The sequence below is a fragment of the Streptomyces odonnellii genome (assembly GCF_000981895.1).
Lineage (GTDB): Bacteria > Actinomycetota > Actinomycetes > Streptomycetales > Streptomycetaceae > Streptomyces > Streptomyces odonnellii.
On the sequence record NZ_LATD01000020.1, the window covers coordinates 1 to 21,410 of the forward strand.

The following is a 21,410-nucleotide window of genomic DNA, read 5'->3' on the forward strand; positions in this document are numbered from 1 at the left end:
GGGCTCGCGTGCCCGCAGTGACATCAGCCGCTGCCGCGGCGGGCCGCGCCTCGCGGCGTTGTCGTCAGTCGCCTACTCCCCCACAGCCTTAAGGGCGTGGGAGGTACCCCCTCCGCGTGGGCTCCCTCCTCCGCCTTGCGATCCACGGCACCAACGCAGACATCAGCCGCTCCCGCGGCGGGCGCTCCCTGACCCAGCCAGACCCAAACGAAAGACCCTAGCTGTTGTGATCCGCATCGCCGGACCCTTCCGCGCATGGACCGGTCTCGATGCCGTGCTCGCCGGCCACCCACAGGGCATCGTCCAACTCGTCCTGTGCGAGGGCGACTTCATACGCGTCCCCGCCTCCCACGGCGGTCTCCAGCGCCACCCGGGCCTGCCGCACCCGCTCCCGCACGGCCGCGAAGAACTCCCCGCCCACCTGATCCCCAATCCCGTACGCCGCGTACAGAGGGCCCGTACCGAGTTCATGATGTAGTCAATTGCAGAACTTTGCAATTTACGTTGACCGGGGCTGTCGCAAGCCGTCACACTCGGTAGCTATGGATGCTGGCTTGGCCGCTGTGTGCGGGGCGTTGGCCGGGGCGTTGGCCACCATCGGGGCCGCGCTCACCGCCGGGAGGGCACAGCGGGAGGCGGCCAGGATCGCGGCACGGGCGGAGCATCAGCGGCAGCGGCGTCAGCCGCGGGAGGGCGCGTACAGGGAATTCATCGCCGCCACGGAAGCGCTGCGCAAGGCGATCGGACAACGGGATCTGGGCCCCTACAAGGTCAGCACCTTCACCAGCGCCTATGTGTATGAGTGCCGGACGCACGCCGCGAGCGTCGCGTCACTGTGGCTCGACATCGCGCTGGCCGGCCCCAAGGCCGCCTCCGCGGCGGCGGCCGAAGTCGCCCGTACGGCCAATGTGATCTCCAGCCTCTGTGCCGAACTCGAGGCCATACGAGAAGACCACGAAGCGAATCCGTCCCGGAAACCGCCGCCGGAGGCGGACGCCCTGCTGGCCGGATTCGAGCTGACGGTTCAGCCCATGGAACAGAGTCTCTCGAAGTTCATCGGCACGGCGCGGGACGCCCTGGACGACAACGGGTCATAGCCACCCGGCACACAGACACGAAGCGAACGGCAGGCAAACGACTTTCGAAGGAACACGGAAAGGTGTTCCAATGCGCTCCCCCGGCTCCTTATCGTGACGCGCCATCACGTATACAAACGCGCGCGTGCGCGTACGGGGGACAAACATATGGATGAGTGGCTGACTGCCGACAATATATTGGCCACGATCTTCGCGGTGTTCAGTCTGGCCGCGTCGGCCGTTACGATCTGGTACCGGCCACGGGCCCAGCACCGTAAACGGATCGGGTACCGCGTCCAGATGGACACGCCTTTCGGCAAGAGCAACGACGACGGTGACGAAGCGGCGTTGACCACCGTCCGTATCGGCGCCTTCGGCAATTTCCTCGAAGGCATGGACGACGCCACCGTCGTGCTGATCCGTATCGAGAACGACGGCGCGGAGACCATCGCCGAGTCCGACTACACCAGCCGGGACGCACTGCACGGCCTCACCGTCGTCTTCCGCGACCGCACCGTGCGCGGCGTCGCCGTCACCCAGCCCGATGTCCACGACGAGTATCTGCTGGAGCATTTCGTACCCGCGGGACCGGCGGGTCTCCACTCGTCGGGCAGGAAGATCTTCCTTCCCCCGGTCCCGCTCAACCGGAACCAGCACTTCAAGCTTCTGGTGCTGCTCACCGGCGGTCCGGTCAACTCCGACGTACGGATCACGGGCGGCCTTCAGGGCGGTGACGTCGTACGGAACAAGGGCGTGTCCATCGACGAGGAGCTGCCCCTCTTCAGCCGGCAAGCCAAATGGATCACCGCTGCACTCTCGCTCTCGGTGTCGGTGCTGGCGGCCACCATCGCATGGCCGCAGGCCATCGTCCCGCCGCGCGGCTGTGAGACGGGCAAGCTGACCGTGGTCGGCTCCACCGCCTCAACCAGGCGGCGAAGGCCCTGAAGGCGGCGTACGAGAAGGACTGCCCCGGCTCGGAGATCGACCTCCGTATGACGGGTACCGCGGACGGGCTCGAAGCCCTGGCCAGGGCCGGCAAGAAGGCGAAGGACGGGTCCCCTGCCATGATCGCCTTCTCCGACGGGCTCAAGACCGAGGCTGACGATTACAGGGAGCTGGAGGACAATTTCGTGGCGATCTCCACCTTCGCGCTCGTGGCGAATTCCTCCGCAGGGCTTCCGGAGAAGGGCCTGAAAAGCGAGCAGGTACGGCAGATCTTCACCGGTAAACTCACCGACTGGTCGCAGGTCGGCGGCCGCCCGGGCCCAATAAAACTGGTCACCAGGGAGGGCGACTCCGGCACCCAGGAGATCTTCGAACGGAAGATCCTCATGGGCGCGGAAACGGTCTCTGACAACTCGGTGGACTGCGAGACGCTCAAAGCGGCGGACAAGAACGACCCGATCATCCATTGCAAACAGGACAGCACGGAAGAGATGCTGGACGCCGTGTCGCGGACCGAGGGTGCGCTCGGCTACAGCGAACTGAACTCCTTCGAGAAATTCCCGGACAAGAACGCCATGGGCGCGCTGTCCCTGGACGGGCAGAAGCCGCCCTCGACCGACGACATCGCCACCAGCTCATACATGTTCACCGAGGTCGAGTACGCCTACACATACCGGAAACCGTCGATTGGATCACTCACCCAGAGTTTTCTGGACTTCGTGACCCTGGAGAGCGGGCAGTCCATCATCGAGCACGCGGGGCACGCCCCGTGCGAGCGTGCCGAGATGCGGGACGAGATGCAGGAAAGGTGCCAGCAGGAGAAGAACGAGCAACTGGAGGCGCTCGGGTAGGGACGGGGGCTTCGGTCAGGCGGTTTTCTCCCAGACCGACACATGCTGGCGGCTCTCGCCCGTGAACGGCTCCCGCGTCCAGCCGTCCCAGCGTTCCCGCAGCCGCAGTCCGGCGAGCTGAGCCATCAGGTCGAGTTCCGCCGGCCACACATACCGGAAGGGGACCGACCTGTACTCGCCGCGGCCGTCCATGACCTCGACATAGTTGGAACTCATCTCCTGGGTGGCGACGTCGTAGATGTCGTACGCCCATCCCGTCGGGCCCGTGTGGAACGGTACGACGGTCTGCCCGGGCGGGAGCTTGCGCAGTTCCGGGACCATGACCTCGACGACGAAGCAGCCTCCTGGCCGGAGGTGGGCGGCGGCATTGCGGAAGCAGTCCACCTGCGCGGACTGGGTGGTCAGATTCATGATGGTGTTGAAGACGAGGTAGGTGACGGAGAAGGTCCCGTCCACCCTCGTCGTCGCGAAGTCCCCGATCGTCACACCGATCGCGTCGCCGCCCGGCTTGCCGCGGAGCCGGGCGACCATCGCCCGCGACATGTCGATGCCATGCACCGGGACGCCCCGGTGTGACAACGGCACCGCGATACGTCCCGTACCGATGGCCAGTTCGAGCGCCCGGCCGTCCCCGGCGAGGCCTGCCAGGAAGTCGGTTGTCGTCTCGATGACACCGGGGTCGAACGCGCCGCCCGACGAGTCGTCGTACGTCGCCGCGACCCGCTCTCCGAAGTAACCGTCCTGATCGTCCATGGCCGGGACCGTACTGCAAACGCTGCCCGTGACACCCGTGATTTTCTCGGGGGCAACGGGCTCGGATCCGCACTCGCCTCCGATCCCCGACGGCCTCCGGCCCCGGAGCGGGCGGTACGACCGCTGCCCCAGGGCCTTGCCAGCAGAGGTTCTAGCCCACGGCGCCGCGCCGGAAGACCGCTCGTGCCCACAGATAGCCGACCAGGGTGAGGCCGGCGCACCAGGCGAGGGCGGCGGGCGCGCTGCCGCCGATCCCGGTGCCCATCAGCAGGCCCCGCAGGGTCTCGATGATCGGGGTGAAGGGCTGGTACTCCGCGAACCAGCGCACACCGGTCGGCATCGACTCCGTCGGGACGATGGCACTGCCGACGAACGGCAGGAACTGCAACGGTAGAGGCATGTTGCTGGCGGTTTCAGGGGTCTTGGCGACAAGGCCGATCGCCGCCGACAGCCAGGTGAGCGCCAGAATCAGCAGGACGAGAAGGCCGACGGCCGCGATCCACTCGACGGGCGTGGCGCTGGGCCTGAAGCCCATGAGCAGCGCGACACCGATGACAAGGGCGACGCTCACCAGGGTCTGTATCACCCCGCCGACGACATGCCCGGTCAGAAAGGACGCCCGGGAGATCGGCATCGTCCGGAAACGGTTGACGATGCCTTCGGTCTTGTCGACGCACACTCCGACCGCGGTGACCAGGGCCCCGGATGTCGCGGCCATCAGGATGATGCCGGGGGCGACATAGTCGATGTAGTCGGTGGTACCCACGGCGGCGCCGCCGATTCCGCTGCCCAGGGCGCCGCCGAAGACATAGGTGAAGACCAGGAGCATCATCACGGGCAGCGCGACGACCGAGACCGTCATGGAGGGGTAGCGCTGTGCGTGCTTCAGATTGCGCCGCAGCATCGTCAGCGAATCGGTGACGGCATAGGACGGGGTGCTCATCGGGCGTTCTCCTTAAGGGAGTTGGCCTCGTCACCGGGCCGGGGGCTGCCGGTGAGGGTGAGGAAGACGTCGTCGAGGTCGGGGGTGTGCACCGTGAGCGCCTCGGCCTGCACCGACGCGTGGTCCAGTACGTCGAGGACGGCACGCAGGGTGGGAATGCTTCCGTCGCTCGGGATGTGCAGGGTGAGTGCCTCGCTGTCGCGTTTGACGGCGGGGAAGAGGGCCGCGGCCGAGTCGAGTCCGGTCTCGTCGGCGAACCGGAGACGGATATGGCCGCCGGGGATACGGCGCTTCAGCTCTTCCGCGGTGCCTTCCGCGACCAGCTTTCCATGGTCCAGTACGGCGATACGGTCGGCGAGTTGATCGGCCTCCTCCAGATACTGGGTGGTCAGGAAGATCGTGACACCTTCGTCGGCGACCAGCGCACGGATGATCTCCCACATGGTGCGGCGGCTGCGCGGGTCGAGTCCGGTCGTCGGCTCGTCGAGGAAGATGATGCGCGGATCTCCGACCAGGGTCATCGCGAGATCGAGCTTGCGCCGCATCCCGCCCGAGAACGTGACGACGGACTTGGTGGCCGCCTCGGTCAGATCGAACCGGCGCAGCAACTCGGCGGTACGGCGCCGGCCTTCTCGGCGGTCGAGATGGAACAGGTCCGCCATGAGGAGCAGGTTCTCCTCGGCCGTGAGCAGGTTGTCCACCGCGGAGAACTGGCCGGTGACACCGATCAGGGCGCGTACGGCGTCGGCGTCGCGGGCCACGTCGTGCCCCGCGACCCGGGCCGTTCCGGCGTTCGCGGGGATGAGGGTGGAGAGAATCTGCACGGTGGTGGTCTTGCCCGCCCCGTTGGGTCCGAGAAGCGCGAAGACGGAGCCCTCGGCGATACGCAGGTCGACGCTGTCGAGCACCACCTTGTCACCGTAGGACTTGGACAGGCCGGTGGCGGTGATCGCCGGGGCGAGGGCGGTGGACGAGCGGGCGGATACGGAGGACGCGGGAGGCGCGGTCATGGCGTTGATGTCCTTGTCTGCGGTACGGAGTTCCGCGGTACGGCCGGCTCCGGTACGGGTGGTCCCGGTCAGCGGTACCGACGGTCGGGTACGCGGCGCGGCGCGGTACGGCTGATACGAATTGGTCAGGGACGGCGGATCACGATGTCGCCGAGTCCGGTACGGGCGCGCACCTCGACGGTCTCGTCGGAGGCACCGGGGCCTTCGGACGGGGTGAGGGAGTTGCGTACCCGCCCGAGGCGGGTGTTCACGTCGAGCCAGGCGGCGGTGGACTCGGGGATCCCGACCTCAAGGTCGCCGGAGGCGGTCTGGAGCACGATCTGGCCGCGCGCCACCTCGCCGATCCGGATACCGCCGTTGGCGGACTTGGCCTCGACTCCGGCGTGCGCGACGCCCACGGAGATACGGCCGTTGGACGAGGACGCGCGGAGATCGCCGGTGACCTCGCCGATCGTGGTCTCGCCGTTGAGGTTCTTGACCGTGGCGGTGCCGGTGACCGTACCGATGTCGACCCGGCCGGCCCCGGTGACTTCCGCGTCCCCGGCGGCGTGTGCCAGGTGGATGTCGCCGTGGCTGGTCTTCAGAGTCGCCGTCCCCGCCTCGTCGACCCGGATGTCGCCGGCCGAGGTCTTGAGCCCGCATGCCCCGAGCGGCCCCTCGCAGATGAAGTTCCCCAGGGGCGAGGTGCCACGGATGTCCGAGCCGGCCGGCAGTTCGATGGTCACGTCGATCGAACCGCTCCGGCCGAACAGGGCGCGGTTCTTGGGTCCCTTGACCCGCAACGTACCGCCCGAGCAGACCACTTCGACCTGGCGCGCGGCCCGTACGTCTGCGTCGTCGGCGCCGTCGCCGGGCAGGACCTCGACGACCGTGTCGGTGCGCTTGCTCGCGGTGATCCGGACGGACCCGATGTCGAATTCGAGAGTGACCGAGATCGGCTCGGGGGTGTCGAAAGTAGGCATGGCTGTACCGTCCTCATGGCTGTGGTGTGTTTTCCCGCCGTCCGAGGCGGGTGAGAATCCGTACGAAGTCGTTGTCGGCGAACAGGCCCGGTGCGGGCGAACAGACGCTGTACGGGCTAACAGGCGTGGTGCTGGGGTGCTAGCGCACCCAGCCCTTGTAGCCCTTCTGGCCCCGGGGGCGACCGCGGCCCGGGGTGCTGCCCGGCTCGGCGGGCGCGCCGGGCTCCAGGGCCGTGGCGACCGCCCGTACCAGCCAGGCGTTGACGGACAGGCCCTCTTGTCCCGCGACGTCCTCGACCCGGGCCTTGAGATGGGCGGGCAGACGGAAGTTGATCCGGGCCATACCGCCCTCGTCGCCGTCCGGGACGGCGGGAACGGCTACGGGAGCCGACACCGGCGCCGGCGCCACCGTGGCACCATGTGGCGCCTCCTCGTACGGTTCCGGCACCGGCGGTGGCGTCACCACGAACTCGGGGTCGAGCCCGCGCAGCCGTACGTCGACCGAGCCCGGCGCCAGCTCGCGGGTCACCTCCTCCATGGCGGCGGACAGCGCGTTGAGCAGGGTGAGCCGGGCGGCCGACTCCAGGGGCGCGGTGAGCCGCTCCGCCAGGGCGCGGGCTTCGTCTCCGCCCGCGTCCGCTGCGACGGCGAGTTCATGCCGGAGGTTGCCGACATACGGCGTGAGGTCCATAACGCCATCATGGCACACCATTGGCGCCATGTCGAGCCATCATGGCGCCAACGTGCGCCACAGGCGCCATAGGCGCCACCCGGTGTCAGAGGTGTGCGCTCAGGCTTCGGCGGCCTCGAAGGCTTCGGAGGCCGGTTCCTGAGTGATCGGCAGCAGGACCTGGAAGCGGGTGTTCCCCGGCTGGGACTGCACTCGGATGTCGCCCCGGTGCTTGTTGACGACGATGCGGTACGAGATGTCCAGGCCGAGGCCGGTCCCCTCGCCCACGGACTTGGTCGTGAAGAAGGGTTCGAAGATCCGGGGCCTGATCTCCGCGGGGATGCCGGGGCCGGTGTCGGCGACCTCCACCAGGAACTGCTCGCCGTCCCGGCGGGTGGCCAGGGTGAGGGTGCCCTCGTCGCCCATGGCGTCGACCGCGTTGTCGATCAGATTGGTCCACACCTGGTTGAGTTCCGCGCCGTACGCCGGGATCTCCGGGAGGTCGCGGTCGTACTGCTTGACCACTCGGATCCCGGCGGGGATCTTGCCCTTCAGCATGGTCAGGGTGGCGTCGAGCAGGGTGTGCACATCGACGGTCCGGTGCGGTGCCCGGTCGAGCTGGGAGTACTGCTTCGCCGCTCCGACCAGGTCCGAGACCCGGGTCACGGCGTCGTCGATCTCGCCCATCAGGAGTTCGGTGTCGATGGCGTACGCGAGCCAGCGCACCGCCGAGTCCAGATGGTCATCGCCGACCGTCTCGGCGACCGTGGACAGCCAGGGCACGCCCACCCCGCCCGACACCAGGACCGGTGCCAGGTCCCAGGGGTTCGCGACCTCGTGCTCCTCCAGCCAGTCGCCGATCTCGTCCTCGGCGTCGGCGGCGGCCAGCGCCGACAGTGGGGAGGCAGCCGCGGCCTGCTTGACCGCCGCGTCCTGGAGCTCCACCAGACCGCGCAGCCGGGTGCCGTCGAGACGGCCGTCGGCGATCAGGGCAAGCTTGTGGCGCATCCCGCCCACCCGCTCGCGCAGCGCCTCGGTGGCCCGAACCGCCGCCGCGGCCGGGTTGTTGAGTTCATGGGTGAGGCCGGCGGACAGCGCGCCGAGCGCGACCAGCCGTTCGCGTTCGCCCATGACGGTGTCCGCGGCGCGGGTGCCGAAGAACAGGCCTTCCAGCAGGTGGAGCGCCATCGGGAACCAGTCGCGCATCGCGTCCGCGAACTCCTCGGCCGGCAGGACGAAGAACTCGGCGTCGCTGACGGCCCGCATGGTGTTCGGATACACCTGGTTCACCCGGTCGCCCAGATACGCCTGGGTGGCCCCGCCGTACACACCGCGCTTGTCGGTCCTGGTGACCTCGATGTCGTCCCCGTGCAGCCGCCTGCTGAGCGTCACCGCACCGCTGAGCAGGACGAAGAAGCAGGTGGCCGGCTCGCCCTCCTGGTAGACGGCCGTGCCGCCCTGCCGTACTTCCACCCTGCCCCGCTCAGCCAGCCACCCGAGTTGGCTGTCGTCGAGCGACTCGAAAAGGAACAGGGTGCGCACCTGGTCCGGTGTCAACCGGTCAGAAGCTGTCATGGCGCCTCCACAACGACAGGCGCCTGAGCGTTCATTGCGCCTCCAGATAACGATGGACCAGCGAGATGGCCATCGCGCCGTCACCGACGGCCGAGGCGACCCGCTTCAGGGACGCGGCACGGACGTCGCCGGCCGCGAACACCCCCGGCACGCTGGACTCCAGGTGGTACGGGTCCCGGGGCAGCGTCCAGCCGGGCGGGCGCTGTCCGTCGGCGAGCAGGTCGGGGCCGGTGAGCACGAAACCCAGCGCGTCGCGCGCGACCACGCCGTCCAGCCATTCCGTGCGCGGCTCGGCGCCGATGAAGACGAACAGCCAGGAGGTGTCGACGGTCTCCTCGGCGCCCGAGCGGGCGTCCCGCAGTGTCAGCCGCTGGAGGTGCCCGTCACCCTCCCCGGCGATCACCTCGGTCCAGGGGTGGACGACGATATTGCCGATGTCGCGGATCTGCTCGATCAGATAGCTGGACATCGACCGGGAGAGATCGGCGCCTCTGATCAGCATGTGCACACGCTTGGCGTAGCGGGAGAAGTGCACGGCCGCCTGGCCGGCCGAGTTGGCGCCGCCGACCATGTACACCTCCTCGCCCGAGCAGGTGGGCGCCTCGGTGACGGCCGATCCGTAGAAGACCCCGGCGCCCGTGAACTCCTCCAGGCTGGGCGCGGCCAGTCTGCGGTACGAGACGCCGGTGGCCAGTACGACCGTGTGCGCGGTGATCGAGGAGCCCTCGCCGAACCGCAGGACCCGGCCCGCGCCGGCCGGTTCCAGAGCGACGACCTCGCGGGTGCTGAGGATCTCGGCGCCGAACTTCAGTGCCTGGCGGCGGGCCCGGTTGGTGAGCTGTGAGCCGGAGACACCGTCGGGGAAGCCGAGATAGTTCTCGATCCTGCTGCTCTGACCCGCCTGCCCGCCGGTCGCCTCGCGCTCCACCAGGACCGTACGCAGCCCCTCGGAGGCCCCGTACACCGCGGCGCCGAGACCGGCGGGTCCGCCGCCGACCACCACGAGATCGTAGAAGTCCGAGGTGGGGGTGGTGCTCAGCCCGACATGCGCGGCGAGTTCACCCTCGGCGGGCGCCACCATGGTCGTACCGTCCGGTGTGACCACCAGCGGTACGTCGGTGGCGGTGACCCCGGCGGCGGAGAGCAGCCGGGCGCCCTCGGGCTCGTCGGCCGGGAGCCAGCGGTACGGGACCAGATTGCGGGCGAGGAAGTCCCGTACGGCGAAGGACGGGGCGGACCAGCGGTGCCCCACCACCCGGGTCTCGGTGCAGCCCGGATCGGGCGTGGCCAGCCAGGTCTCCAGAAGCGAGTCGATGACCGGGTAGAGGTGTTCCTCCGGCGGGTTCCACGGCTTGAGGAGATAGTGGTCGAGATCGACGACATTGATCGCGTCGATGGCGGCGCCGGTGTCCGCGTACGCCGTCAGCAGCACCCGCCGGGCCAGCGGGAAGAGGTCCATCGCCGCTTCGAGGAACTCGATGCCGTTCATCTTCGGCATCCGGTAGTCGGCGAGCATCACCGCGAGCCGTTCGCCGCGCAGCTTGATCTCCTGGAGCGCTTCCAGTGCCTCCGCGCCGGAGACGGCGCGGACGACCCGGTACCGGTCGCCGTACCGGCGCCGGATGTCCCGGGCGACGGCCCGGGAGACCGCCGGATCGTCGTCGACCGTCAGGATCGTCGGATTCGCCATGCCCTCACCATCGTCTGCGGACGAAACAGCCTGAACACCGGCCCCTGAACATCAGTGTACGAGCGGCCGGGCGCCGGGTTCCGGCTCGGCCCGGCTCTCCGGGATGGCTCTCCGGGATGCCGCTTCCTCGCCGTCGGAGACCGCACGGAATCGCGATGGTAGAATGGTATGACAGTTTGGCCTCAGTTGGAGATCTTCGACCGGAGAGGACACCCGATGCCGCCCGAAGACCAGCGACGCAGCCCCCGGCGGGACATGGCACATGGCGTACCGCAAGCGGGGTACCGGTGAGCGGGGCGCCCACGAGCGGCGGCACGCTGATCGTCGGCGCGAGCCAAGCCGGCCTGCAACTCGCCGTATCCCTGAGGCAGTTGGGTGACAAGGCACCGATCACCCTGGTGGGCGAGGAACCCCATCCGCCCTATCAGCGCCCGCCCCTGTCCAAGGAGTTCCTGGCCGGTGAGGCGGATCTCGCGTCGCTGGACTTCCGGGTTCCCGGCTTCTACGAGGCCGCGGGGATCGACCTCGTCCGTGGCGAGCGGGTCACCGATGTGTCGCTGAACGCCGGCGGCCGGCCCGGTTCCGGTGTCGCGGTGACGGCGGGCGGGCGCGCTCTGGCGTTCGACCGGCTGGCCCTCACGGTGGGTTCCACTCCGCGACGGCTCACCCTGCCCGGCTCCGGCCTCGGCGGGATCTGCGTCCTGCGGGACCGCGACGACGCGGCCCATCTGCGGTCGCGGCTCCTGACCGCCGGACGGGTCGTGGTGGTGGGCGGCGGATTCATCGGTCTTGAGACGGCGGCGGTGGCCCGGGCACTCGGCAAGGAGGTCACCGTGGTCGAGGCGGCGCCCCGGCTGCTCGGGCGCGCCGTGGCTCCGGTCGTCTCCGACTTCTATCTGCGGGCACACCGGCGGCGCGGGGTCCGTGTCCTGCTGTCGGGCTCGGTGACCGGGTTCGACGGGGCGGCCGGGCAGGTGACAGCGGTGGGACTCGCCGACGGCACCCGTCTCCCGGCCGATCTGGTGCTCGTCGGTGTCGGCGCCGTTCCCCGTACCGAACTCGCCGAGCGGCTCGGGCTGGAGTGCGACCAGGGCATCGTCGTCGACGCCGAGGCCCGTACCAGCGATCCCGCGATATGCGCCGCGGGCGACTGCACCGTACAGCCGCATCCCACGACGGGGGGCGGCAGGGTACGGCTGGAGTCCGTGCAGAACGCCGTCGCCCAGGCCACCGTGGCGGCCGCGACCCTGCTCGGGCAGCCGGCGGGGCCGCGGGCGGTTCCGTGGTTCTGGTCGTACCAAGGGGATCTGAAGCTCCAGATCGCCGGGCTCTCGACGGGTTACGACGAGTACGTGGTGCGCGGCGATCCGGACAGCGAGCGGTTCTCCGTCCTCTATTACCGGGACGGGCGGCTCCTGGCGGCGGATTCCGTCAACAGCCCGGCCGACTACATGGCCGTGCGCGGGGCGCTCACCCGGGGCGCCACCGTCGAGCCCGCTGCGGCGGCCGATACGGCCACGTCCCTGAAGCTCCTGGTCACCGGCCCCCGCACCGACGCCGTACTGCCGACCTGACGTCCGGATGTCCGGCGCCTGACAGCGGCCCGCACACAGCTCGGCCCCGTCCTCCCAGCGAGGACGGGGCCGGACTTCTGCCGGGCGGGCGTCAGATGACCGCCGCCTCCAGCGACTCCGGCGCGAACAGTTCCTCGGGCGTCCACAGCCGCGCCGAGAGCCCCTGTTCGTGGTGGTAGCGCAGGAAGGTGGACAGGGCCGCGTGATTGTCCTTGACCCCGTACGACCAGTAGTCCTTGCCCAGCAGGGTCCTGGCCTCCTCAAGCTGCGGAATCAGCCAGGGCAGCATGAAGCGCAGCGCCGAGGTGTCGTACAGATTCGCGTACGCCTCGTCCCTGGCGGTCAGCAGCGCCTTGTTGAGCGACTGCGCGACCCAGGGATACGCCTCGTACACATCGCGCCTGATCACCACCACATGCATGATCGGGAAGATGCCGGTCTCCCGGTGGTACTCCTTCTCGCTGGCGACGACATCCGTGAACACCCGCCGCACCCGGGGATCCCCCGCGACGAACGGGCTCGGGACGCGTGGGGTGCAGAGCGCGTCGATCTCGCCCTCGGCGAGCATCGCGGCGAGCGTCCGGTCCTCGGCGATACGGCTGATCCGCACCGAGTCCGGCAGGTCGACGCCCGCCTTCTCCACCCGCCCCGCGGTCTCCTGTCCGCCGGTGAGATAGGTGACCGAGTCGTACGGAACGCCGTGCCGGTCGCCCAGGATGCCGCGCATCCACACGCACGCGGTGAGCTGGTACTCCGGGGCGCCGACCCGCTTGCCGCGCAGGTCCTCGGGCGACGAGATCCCGGAGCCGGTGTGGCAGTACAGCGAGCCGTGCCGGAACATCCGGGAGGTGAAGACGGGCAGGGCCACAAAGGGCGAGGGGTCGGCGCGCAGCGACAGGACGTACGAGGACAGCGACATCTCCGCCACCTCGAACTCCTGGTGCCGCATCATCCGGAAGAAGGTCTCCTCGACGGGCAGTCGGAGACAAGTCAGTTCGATACCGTCGGCGCGGACCGTCCCCTCGGCGAGGGCGCGGGTGCGGTCGTAGTCGCCGCAGGCGAAGGTGAGACGCAGTCGGGACATGGATTGCCTACCTGCCTTCCGCGGTGAGCCGGGCGTCGAGTCGCGGATAGACCCGGCGGGCGTTGTCCTCGAAGACCTTGCGGCGCTGCTCCTCGGTCAGTCCCGTGCGGTCGAGATAGCGCTTGGTGTCGTCCCAGGCGATACCGGTCTCCGGATCGGCACCGCGTACGGCGCCCAGCATCTCCGACGCGAAGAGCATGCTGTCGGCGCCGATCACCTGGTGGAGCAGGTCGATACCGGGCTGGTGGTAGACGCAGGTGTCGAAGAAGACGTTGCGCGCGAGCAGTTCGGCGGGGTCGGGACGGCCGAGCCGTACGGCGAGCCCGCGGTAGCGGCCCCAGTGGTACGGCACGGCGCCACCGCCGTGCGGGATGACGAACCGGAGCGCGGGGAAGCGGGCGAAGAGGTCGCCCTGGACGAACTGCATGAACACCGAGGTGTCCGCGTTCAGGTAATGGGCGCCGAGCGTATGGAAGTTCGGGTTGTGGGAGGTGGAGACATGGACCATCGCGGGGACGTCCAGCTCCACCATCGCCTCGTACAGCGGGAACCAGTACGGGTCGGTCAGCGGCGGCGAGTCCCAGTGGCCGCCGGACGGGTCGGGGTTCAGATTGCAGCCCACGAAGCCCAGTTCGGTGACACACCGGCGCAGTTCGGCGACCGAGTCGTCGAGCGGGCCGCCGGGGGTCTGGGGCAACTGGCACACCCCGGCGAAGTGGGCCGGGAACAGGCCGGTGATCCGGTGGACGAGATCGTTGTTCACCCGTGCCCAGGCGCGCGCCGTCGCCGGGTCGGGCACATGGTGCTCCATTCCGGAGGCCTTCGGGGAGAACAGCATGAGATCGCCGCCGCGCTGTCGGAGCACCTTGAGCTGGTTGTTCTCGACGCTCTCCCTGATCTCGTCGTCGCTCATGGCGGCGGGTCCGGGCAGCGGCAGGGCGGGGTCCCGGAGCCGGGCGAGCTGCGCGTCGCGGAACTCCTGGTGCCGGGGCGGGGCGGTGGTGTAGTGGCCGTGACAGTCGATGATCATCGAATTGCGGTCCTCGTTCGTCGTCTGCCGGATCCGCCGGATCCGGCTTGCCTCATCGGCCCTTGTGTCATCGGCCGCGGCTCAGTGGTCCTGCGCCTGCTCGGCTTCCCTGTCGACATAGGTGAGCCCCTTGCGCGCCAGCCTTTCGCGCATGGCGTGGACGTCGAGGCTGAGTTCACCGGCCGTGTAGCGGGCGCGGGAGACGGCTTCCTTCTCCTCGCGGGCGCGGGAGGCCGCCAGCACCTGGGCCGCGCGGAGCCGGGGCACGACCACCACTCCGTCGTCGTCGGCCACGATCACATCGCCGGCCCGGACGCGCTGACCGGCGCAGACAACGGGGGTGTTGACATCGCCCAGGGTCTCCTTGACGGTGCCGTACGCGCAGATGTGGCGCGCCCAGACCGGGAAGCCCATCTTCTCCAGCTCGGCCACATCGCGGCAGCCGGCGTCGATGACCGCGCCCCTGACTCCTCGGGCGGCGACGGCGGTGGCGAGGAGTTCACCGAAGTAGCCCGCCTCGGACGGGGAGGTGGGGGCGACGACAAGGATGTCCCCCTCCCTGCACTGCTCCACCGCGACATGCAGCATCCAGTTGTCGGCGGGCGGCACACTGACCGTCACCGCGGTGCCCGCGACATGCGCCCCGCGGTAGACCGGCCTGAGCGCGGGCGAGAGGAGCCCGGTGCGGCCCTGGGCCTCGTGCACGGTGGCGACACCGTACGCGCCGAGTCCGTCGGCGGTCGCCCGGTCCGTACGGAGCGGATCGCGCACCACAACGCTCATACCGCCGCCTCCGCCCAGGGCAGCAGGGAGACATGGACGGCATCCTCGCCGTACTCCCCGCCCACGGTCCGGATGGCACGGTCGGTGTCGCGGAGGCCGAAGCTGTGGGTGCTCAGCTTCTCCAGCGGGAAGCGTCCCGAGGCGAGCTGTTCCAGGGCGAGTTCGCAGGAGCGGAAGCTGTGGCCGCGGGCGCTCAGGACGCTGATGGACTTCTCGGCGATCTTCTTCAGCGGGAAGTCGGGGAAGGCCGCCAGCTCGCCCTGGACCACCATCGTGCCCTCGCGGCGCTTGAGCGCGTCGACGCCGAGCAGTACGGGGGCGGTGCCGGCGCCCGCGGTGCAGTCCAGCACCACGTCGACGCCCCGGCCGCCGGTGATCTCCAGCACCCGGGCGAGCGCGTCCTCGCGCCGTACGTCGATGACGTCGTCGGCGCCGAGTTCCCTGGCGAGGGCCAGCCGGGCGGCGTCCCGGGTGGTGCCCGTGACGATGATCCGGGAGGCGCCCGCCTGCTTGCAGGCGACGACCTGGGAGAGGCCCTGCTGTCCCGGGCCCTGGATGAGCACCGTCGACGCGTAACCGACACCGGCGGTGACCAGGGCCCATTCGATGCCGTTCGACAAGGGTGTGACCAGGCCGGCGAGTTCGGCGGAGACCCCGTCCGGCACCCGGTGGATCACCGCGTTCCAGGGCAGGTACAGATACTGCGAGAAGCCGCCCCACAGGTGGTACGGGTTGCTCGCCGAGGTGTAGCCGTAGCGGCGGGCGTCGGGGTTGGTGCGCCAGTCGGTGGCCTCGCAGTGGCGGTATTCGCCCTGGTGGCACCACTCGCAGCGGAAGCACCCGACATAGTGCTCGACGAAGACGCGGTCGCCCTCGGCGAGTCCCCTGCGCTCGGTGAAGGTACGGCCGGCCCGGGCGATGACCCCGACATTCTCGTGCCCCATGATCACCGGGTCGGTGAACGGCGGCTTCGCGTACATCTTCACGTCCGTGCCGCAGATTCCGGCGACCTCGACCTTGAGCAGCGCTCCGTCGTCGGGAATGTCCGGCATCGGGAACTCGCGCAGCTCGGTCGTGCCCGGCGCGGTCCTGACCGCCGCCAGCACCTGCTCCGCCATGGCTTCTCCTCACCCTCGGGGGCTGTCGGGCCGCCACACTACTCTATGGACTGATGGACTGACCATGGTACCTTTCGGGCGTCAGGACGCAGTGTGTGAGCCGAAGAAAGCCGAGCAGACACCATGGCCGCCGTACCTCAGCTCAGGACCGTGACCCGCACCCAGGGCAACAACGAGGCACTCAAGACCGGCGAGGTGGTTCCGCACGGTTTCCGCTTCGCCTTCGAGGAGGTGCCCGTACTCGTCGACGCCTTCCGGCGCATGGTGCGCGGGCTGGAGTTCGACATCAGCGAGATGGCGCTGACCACCTATCTGGTGGCGAAGGCGCACGGCGTACGGTTCACGGCGCTGCCGGTGTTCCTGGTACGCGGCTTCCACCACGGTGCGATCCTGCGCGACCCCGCGTCGGACATCCGGGTCCCCAGGGATCTGGAGGGCCGCCGGGTCGGTGTGCAGCGCGGCTATACGGTCACCACCGGGGTCTGGGCGCGGGCGGTGCTGCGCGAGGAGTACGGGGTCGATCTCGACCGGGTGCGGTGGGTGCTGTCAGGTGACGAGCATGTGAGCGCGTACCGGCCGCCGGCCAATGTCGAACCGATGGACGGGGAGCGCTCATTGGCCGAGCGGGTGCTCGACGGCGAACTCGCCGCGGTGATCGGCGCTGTCTCCGGCCCGGGTACGGAGCGGCTGACACCGCTGATCCCGCACCCCGAGGAGGCGGGCTTCACCGCCTTGCGCGAGCGCGGTTTCTATCCCGTCAACCATCTCGTGGTGGTACGGGACGAGCTGCTGGCCGAGCGGCCCGAGCTGGGCGCGGAGGTCTTCGACGCGTTCGCCCGGGCGAAGCGGCTGTATGTCGACCGGCTGCGCGAGGGGGTCCCGGCGAAGCCCACCGCGACGGACCTGATGTACGGACGGGTCATGGAGCTGACCGGCGCCGATCCGCTCCCGTACGGCATCGGGCCGAACCGGGCGTTGCTGGAGACGCTGGTACGGCACGCGGTCGACCAGCGGATCCTCGACCGGGCGCCGGTGCTCGAAGAGCTCTTCGCCGAGAGCACGCTCGGTCTGGAGGGCTAGATCCTGGCGGTCCCCCGGCCCCTACCGCCCGACGCCCCGTATCTCTGAAGCCGCACTCGCCACTGGAGGAGAGAGCATGCACATCGTCATCGCCGCGGACCACAACGGCGTGGTACTCAAAGGCCACCTGGCGGTATGGCTGGCGGCGCACGGCCACACCGTCGACGACCGCGGCGCCTACGGGGACGCCGAGCAGACGGTGGACTATCCGCCGCTCTGCGCCGATGTCTGCTGGCAGGTGACCGACGGGCCGGCGGACCGCGGGATCGTCCTGGGCGGCAGCGGACTGGGCGAGACCATCGCCTGCAACAAGTTCCCCGGGGTACGGGCCGGGCTCTGCCACGATCTGTGGAGCACCAGGATCTCGCGCGGCAACAACGACTCCAATGTCCTGGTGCTGGCCGCGAAGGTGGTGGCGCCGGCGGCGGCCGAGGAGATCGTGGCCGCGTGGCTGGACACCCCGTTCAAGGGCGGGGTGCACAGGAGGCGGCTCGACCAGATCGCGGCGATCGAACGCGGTGGCGGGGCACGGGCGCTCCGGGACGGCGGGGCGCGCTGAGACGGCCGGCCGCCGCGGTCACCGCGCCCCGCGCACAGCAGTGCGTCCGGGGCGCGGCTCCCGTACCGCGGCCGGAAGCCGGACCCGTATCCCTGCTCCCGTACCCTCTACTCCCGTACCCCGTCCAGGAATTCGAGCACTCGCGCCGGCGCGCTGCGCTCCGTCTGCTCGGTCACGGGGACGCCCCAGTACTCCGCCAGCGGCAGGCATTCCTGGAGGTAGCGGGCGGCGGACGGGGCATGCGAGTCGTCCTGGCCCGGCACCACGAGCGCCGGGACATCGAGCGTCAGCAGGTCCTCGGGCTCGGGGCCGGGCACCGTGTCGCGGTCGAAGAGCAGCCGGGCCATCCCGCCGACCGTCGCCTGGTACCGGCCGGCGTCGGTCCGCGCGTACCGCTCGGCGAACTCGTCGTCCCGCCGGATGACACGCGCCCAGGGGCCGACCCGGGGATCTGCGGTGAAGCCCGCGTCGGTGCTCCGCGCCAGTTCCACCACCCCGGCCGGGCCGTGTTCCTCGGCATGGGCGAGGTGCCGCAGGAACCGGGCGTGCTGTTTCATCCGGTACTTGACCCCGCCCGCGGGCGAGTAGAGCACCATGCTCAGCACCCGGTCGGGGTGGGCCACGGCGAGCACCGCCGCGGTCGAGCAGCCGACGCAGCCGCCCATCAGATGCACCCGGCCGATTCCCAGGTGGTCGAGAAGGCCCACGCCCTGGGCGGCGTAGTCGGTCCAGGAGATCCGTTCCAGCCGGCCTCCGGACCGGCCGGACTCACGGCGGTCGAAGGTGATGCAGGTGTACCGCTCGGTGAGCCGGTCGAGCAGACGCAGCCGCCGGTAGACACCGACCTCGCGCCAGCCTTCGAGCGAGGAGTCGAAGCCGCCGGGGGAGAACATCAGCAGCGGCGGGCCGTCGCCGGCCACCTCGTACCGGGTGGGAATCCCGTCGATGACGGCGGTGGGCATGGCGCGGTTCCTCTCGTATGGGCCCGGCTCGGCGGGTGGTGTTCAGTCCGTGGCGGGAGGCGGTACGGGGATGCCTCCGGCGATCTGCCGCGCGGCCCGGACATCCCCCGAGTAGGCCGTGATCGCGTCGAGCGTGGTCCGGGCGACGTTGGCATAGGTGTCGGGCGGGTCGTCGAGGGCCGAAGCGGCGTAGCCGATGGCCGCGTTGACCATGCGCATCCGGCCGTCGAGCCAGGGGCCGCCGCCGAAGCCGCCGACGACCGGAACGGAGACCGCCTCGGTGACGGCGGCTCCGACGACCGGGCCCGAGTTGGTGAAGTTCAGCAGCGCGGCGCCCGCCTCCTCCAGCCGTCTGGCCTCGGCGACGAGGGCGTCCTTCATCGCCTCGGGCACCTGGTCGGCGGCGGAGGGGATCGCGCGGTACTCGACGCCGTACCGCAGGGCGGTCTGCGGGGTGATGCCGAACTGCGCGCACACCGGGATGCCCGCGCGGGTGATGGCCGTGACCGCCTCGGGGAAGTCCGAGGCGCCGTCTAGCTTGACCATGTCGGCGCCCGCCTCCTTGACGAACCGGATCGCGGCGCGCACCGCGCTGTCGGTGCCCTCCTGAAGCGGTCCGAACGGGAAGTCCGCGCTGACCAGCGCACGGCGCACCCCGCGCCGTACCGCCCGGGTCACCACGAGCATCTCGTCCATGGTGACCTCGAAGGGGTTCGACTGCCCCCAGAGATTGACGCCGACCGTGTCGCCGACCGAGACGAGGTCGACCCCGGCCCGGTCCACGATCCGCGCCATCTGGTAGTCCCAGGCCACCACGCCGACGATCTTGCGGCCGTCCTCCTTCATCCGCTGGAGCGTGCGCGGACTGATCCTTTCGGTCGTGCTGTCGGTCATGTGGTACTCGTCTTCCCGGTCGTCTGGAGGAAGGCCGCCCAGGATCTAGACCCTGAGGGCCGTGAGCAGTTCGGACACATCGCTCTCGTCGGCGGACAGCAGCAGCACACGGGCGTACGGGCGGAGCGCGGCGACCGCGTCACCCGCCTCGAAGCCGTCGCCTAGCACCACCCCCGCGGTGGTGATGCCGTACTTCCAGCAGTGCCGCCCGATGGCGGCGGCGGTGGCCCGGCCGCCGTCCTCGGTGGCGAGGACGACCACCACATCGGTGTCCGTCAGCACCTGTTCGAGCGGCGCGGGCGGACCGTCGATCTCGCGCAGCAGCACCGCGCCGCCGGACGTGTCCGTACCTCCGGGGCCGAGGTTCACATAGAAGCGCGCGTTGGTCCACGGCCCCCCGGCGAGCCGGTGTGCGACCCCTTCGGCCCGCTCGTCCAGGGCGATTACCCGCGCGGCCCGGGCGGGCGCGATGCGCGCCCGGATCCGGAACCGTGACTCGCCGGGCGCGGTCGCCCGCGCGCATTCGCTGGGATACGCCGTCGCCGCCGGCATGTCAGACCGACGACTGCGGTACGCCGGGCACCGACTTGACCGCGTCACGGCACGAGTCGAGGAAGGACTCGGCCTGCGGCAGGACCACCGCGGCCGACCGCACCCTGTGGTGCGCGGGATCCACCCCGGGCGGGGTCACTCCCTCGTCCCGCAGGGCTGTCGCGGCCTTGCGGAGCTTCTGGCGGGCCTTGATGATCCCGCTGTCGGCGGGGACGAGACGCTCCCGGGTACGGTCCACGATCGGCCCCATGCTCTCCTGGAGCGAGGCGTCCTGCATGGCGATGCCCGCGACCCCCGAATAGGTGTCGCCGCGCTTCTGGGCCTCGCGGTCGATCAGATAGTCGTTGTCCATATTGGCCTCGGGCCGGTAGGTGCCCGGGATGTTCTTGCTGTGGACGCCGTGCCCGTCCATCATCGCCTGGCGCTCCGTGTCCGTGAGCGCGCGGACCGGGTGGTAGTCGAACGAGTAGGTCCAGCAGTTCTCGTCGTCGATCGGCACCCAGAAGTGGCCGTGGATCGGGTGGTCGCCGCGCGGGGGCACCATGGTGAAGTTGGGCATCACCCAGGGCGTTATCCGCCAGTAGTACGTGCCTTCCTCCGCGTTGCGCCGGGCGCCCACGAAGAGTCCGCCGTCGCTGTCGGCGACCTCGAAGAACGGCTTGGTGTCGTTCATGTTGTACTCGTTGCCCTTGGCGCCCCGGAACAACGGATCGGTCTTCAGCCCGCCGGAGTGCAGGAAGGTGACATGGCTGGAGTCGATACCGCCCTCGAACGCCTGGAGCCAGTTGCACTGCTGCCAGCGCTTGGAGGTGTAGGTCTGCTCCGGCGGCACCAGGGCGAATTCGAACTCGGGCAGCGCGGGCCGGGTGGCCGCGTCCCCCATGTGGGTCCACAGCACATCGCCGATCTTCACCAGCGGATACGCGGTGAGCTGCACGTTCTGGCAGAAGCTGCTGTTGTCCGCCTCCGAGGGCACCTCGACGCACTGTCCGGTGACGTCGTACTTCCAGCCGTGGTACGGACAGCGCAGCCCGGATCCCTCGTTGCGGCCGAACCACAGCGAGGCACCGCGGTGCGCGCAGAACTCGTCGACCAGGCCGTACCGTCCCTCGCTGTCGCGGAAGGCGACCATGCGCTCCGAGAGAAGCTTGACGCGTACGGGCGGGGAGTCGTTCTCCGGAAGCTCCTCGGCCAGCAGCGCGGGGATCCAGTACTGCCGGAACAGCTCCCCCATGGGTGTCCCGGGGCCGGTCTGCGTGAGCAGCTCGTTGATGTCTTGTCTTAGCACAGCCGTTTCCC

At 69.8% G+C, this 21,410-nt stretch carries 22 protein-coding genes; 7 read left to right on the forward strand and 15 right to left on the reverse strand.

The features are described from left to right. The first annotated feature begins 226 nt into the window (after positions 1–226). From WH07_RS39500 to WH07_RS36035, 4 genes are all read left to right on the forward strand, one after another. Positions 227–478: a hypothetical protein gene (locus WH07_RS39500; RefSeq protein ID WP_046494865.1), complete on the forward strand. Its 252-nt coding sequence runs from the start codon at positions 227–229 to the stop codon at positions 476–478. A gap of 64 nt (positions 479–542) precedes the next feature. After that, complete coding sequence (locus tag WH07_RS02795; RefSeq protein ID WP_157877173.1) at positions 543–1,097, forward strand: hypothetical protein; 555 nt, start codon at positions 543–545, stop codon at positions 1,095–1,097. Positions 1,098–1,376: 279 nt separating this feature from the next. Next, positions 1,377–2,021, forward strand: a complete 645-nt coding sequence (locus WH07_RS36030; RefSeq protein ID WP_157877174.1) for a hypothetical protein — start codon at positions 1,377–1,379, stop codon at positions 2,019–2,021. A gap of 47 nt (positions 2,022–2,068) precedes the next feature. Then, the gene (locus tag WH07_RS36035; RefSeq protein ID WP_052744205.1) at positions 2,069–2,872 is read left to right on the forward strand and encodes a substrate-binding domain-containing protein; all 804 of its coding nucleotides are present in this window, start codon (positions 2,069–2,071) and stop codon (positions 2,870–2,872) included. Between the two features lie 15 nt (positions 2,873–2,887). On the opposite strand, the gene WH07_RS02805 is transcribed toward WH07_RS36035, so the two are convergent. From WH07_RS02805 to WH07_RS02835, 7 genes are all read right to left on the reverse strand, one after another. Continuing rightward, the gene (locus tag WH07_RS02805; protein ID WP_046494869.1) at positions 2,888–3,625 is read right to left on the reverse strand and encodes a class I SAM-dependent DNA methyltransferase; all 738 of its coding nucleotides are present in this window, start codon (positions 3,623–3,625) and stop codon (positions 2,888–2,890) included. Between the two features lie 151 nt (positions 3,626–3,776). Beyond that, positions 3,777–4,568: an ABC transporter permease gene (locus WH07_RS02810; RefSeq protein WP_046494871.1), complete on the reverse strand. Its 792-nt coding sequence runs from the start codon at positions 4,566–4,568 to the stop codon at positions 3,777–3,779. Continuing rightward, on the reverse strand, positions 4,565–5,578 hold the full coding sequence (locus tag WH07_RS02815) for an ATP-binding cassette domain-containing protein (RefSeq protein ID WP_046494873.1): 1,014 nt from the start codon (positions 5,576–5,578) through the stop codon (positions 4,565–4,567). The genes WH07_RS02810 and WH07_RS02815 overlap by 4 nt, the downstream gene beginning before the upstream one ends. A gap of 125 nt (positions 5,579–5,703) precedes the next feature. Next, positions 5,704–6,540: a DUF4097 family beta strand repeat-containing protein gene (locus tag WH07_RS02820; protein WP_046494875.1), complete on the reverse strand. Its 837-nt coding sequence runs from the start codon at positions 6,538–6,540 to the stop codon at positions 5,704–5,706. 139 nt (positions 6,541–6,679) lie between these two features. Next, the gene (locus WH07_RS02825) at positions 6,680–7,231 is read right to left on the reverse strand and encodes a hypothetical protein (protein WP_046494877.1); all 552 of its coding nucleotides are present in this window, start codon (positions 7,229–7,231) and stop codon (positions 6,680–6,682) included. Positions 7,232–7,330: 99 nt separating this feature from the next. Next, entirely contained in the window at positions 7,331–8,785 is a 1,455-nt protein-coding gene (locus WH07_RS02830; RefSeq protein ID WP_046494880.1) for an ATP-binding protein, read from the reverse strand. Between the two features lie 31 nt (positions 8,786–8,816). Beyond that, positions 8,817–10,475, reverse strand: coding sequence for an FAD-dependent oxidoreductase (locus WH07_RS02835; protein WP_046494882.1), 1,659 nt, complete (start codon positions 10,473–10,475; stop codon positions 8,817–8,819). A gap of 287 nt (positions 10,476–10,762) precedes the next feature. Here WH07_RS02835 and WH07_RS02840 point away from each other — a divergent pair, with 287 nt between their 5' ends. Continuing rightward, complete coding sequence (locus WH07_RS02840) at positions 10,763–12,049, forward strand: NAD(P)/FAD-dependent oxidoreductase (RefSeq protein ID WP_046494884.1); 1,287 nt, start codon at positions 10,763–10,765, stop codon at positions 12,047–12,049. Positions 12,050–12,140: 91 nt separating this feature from the next. Here the strand turns inward: WH07_RS02840 and WH07_RS02845 are convergent, their stop codons facing one another. The 4 genes from WH07_RS02845 to WH07_RS02860 form a co-directional block, all read right to left on the reverse strand. Continuing rightward, the gene (locus tag WH07_RS02845) at positions 12,141–13,133 is read right to left on the reverse strand and encodes a substrate-binding domain-containing protein (RefSeq protein ID WP_046494886.1); all 993 of its coding nucleotides are present in this window, start codon (positions 13,131–13,133) and stop codon (positions 12,141–12,143) included. 7 nt (positions 13,134–13,140) lie between these two features. Beyond that, positions 13,141–14,163 (reverse strand): amidohydrolase family protein, encoded by a 1,023-nt coding sequence (locus WH07_RS02850; protein WP_046494888.1) that lies wholly within the window; start codon positions 14,161–14,163, stop codon positions 13,141–13,143. Between the two features lie 81 nt (positions 14,164–14,244). Continuing rightward, on the reverse strand, positions 14,245–14,946 hold the full coding sequence (locus WH07_RS02855; RefSeq protein WP_046494890.1) for a 4-carboxy-4-hydroxy-2-oxoadipate aldolase/oxaloacetate decarboxylase: 702 nt from the start codon (positions 14,944–14,946) through the stop codon (positions 14,245–14,247). Further along, positions 14,943–16,064: a zinc-dependent alcohol dehydrogenase gene (locus WH07_RS02860; RefSeq protein ID WP_046494892.1), complete on the reverse strand. Its 1,122-nt coding sequence runs from the start codon at positions 16,062–16,064 to the stop codon at positions 14,943–14,945. The genes WH07_RS02855 and WH07_RS02860 overlap by 4 nt, the downstream gene beginning before the upstream one ends. A 123-nt stretch (positions 16,065–16,187) precedes the next feature. Between WH07_RS02860 and WH07_RS02865 the strand changes: the two genes are divergently transcribed. Together WH07_RS02865 and WH07_RS02870 are read left to right on the forward strand one after the other, a co-directional pair. Next, positions 16,188–17,144 carry a substrate-binding domain-containing protein gene (locus WH07_RS02865; RefSeq protein ID WP_046494893.1) on the forward strand — a complete coding sequence of 319 codons (957 nt, stop codon included), beginning with the start codon at positions 16,188–16,190 and terminating at the stop codon, positions 17,142–17,144. A 76-nt stretch (positions 17,145–17,220) separates the two neighbouring features. After that, entirely contained in the window at positions 17,221–17,703 is a 483-nt protein-coding gene (locus tag WH07_RS02870; protein WP_198533706.1) for an RpiB/LacA/LacB family sugar-phosphate isomerase, read from the forward strand. 107 nt (positions 17,704–17,810) lie between these two features. Here the strand turns inward: WH07_RS02870 and WH07_RS02875 are convergent, their stop codons facing one another. The 4 genes from WH07_RS02875 to WH07_RS02890 are packed head-to-tail and all read right to left on the reverse strand — an operon-like array spanning position 17,811 to position 21,399. Next, positions 17,811–18,665, reverse strand: coding sequence for an alpha/beta fold hydrolase (locus WH07_RS02875; protein ID WP_046494895.1), 855 nt, complete (start codon positions 18,663–18,665; stop codon positions 17,811–17,813). Positions 18,666–18,707: 42 nt separating this feature from the next. After that, the gene (locus tag WH07_RS02880; protein ID WP_046494897.1) at positions 18,708–19,559 is read right to left on the reverse strand and encodes a 3-methyl-2-oxobutanoate hydroxymethyltransferase; all 852 of its coding nucleotides are present in this window, start codon (positions 19,557–19,559) and stop codon (positions 18,708–18,710) included. A gap of 45 nt (positions 19,560–19,604) precedes the next feature. After that, positions 19,605–20,111: a hypothetical protein gene (locus WH07_RS02885; RefSeq protein ID WP_046494899.1), complete on the reverse strand. Its 507-nt coding sequence runs from the start codon at positions 20,109–20,111 to the stop codon at positions 19,605–19,607. 1 nt (position 20,112) lies between these two features. Further along, complete coding sequence (locus WH07_RS02890; protein WP_046494900.1) at positions 20,113–21,399, reverse strand: aromatic ring-hydroxylating dioxygenase subunit alpha; 1,287 nt, start codon at positions 21,397–21,399, stop codon at positions 20,113–20,115. Between the last annotated feature and the right edge of the window lie 11 nt (positions 21,400–21,410).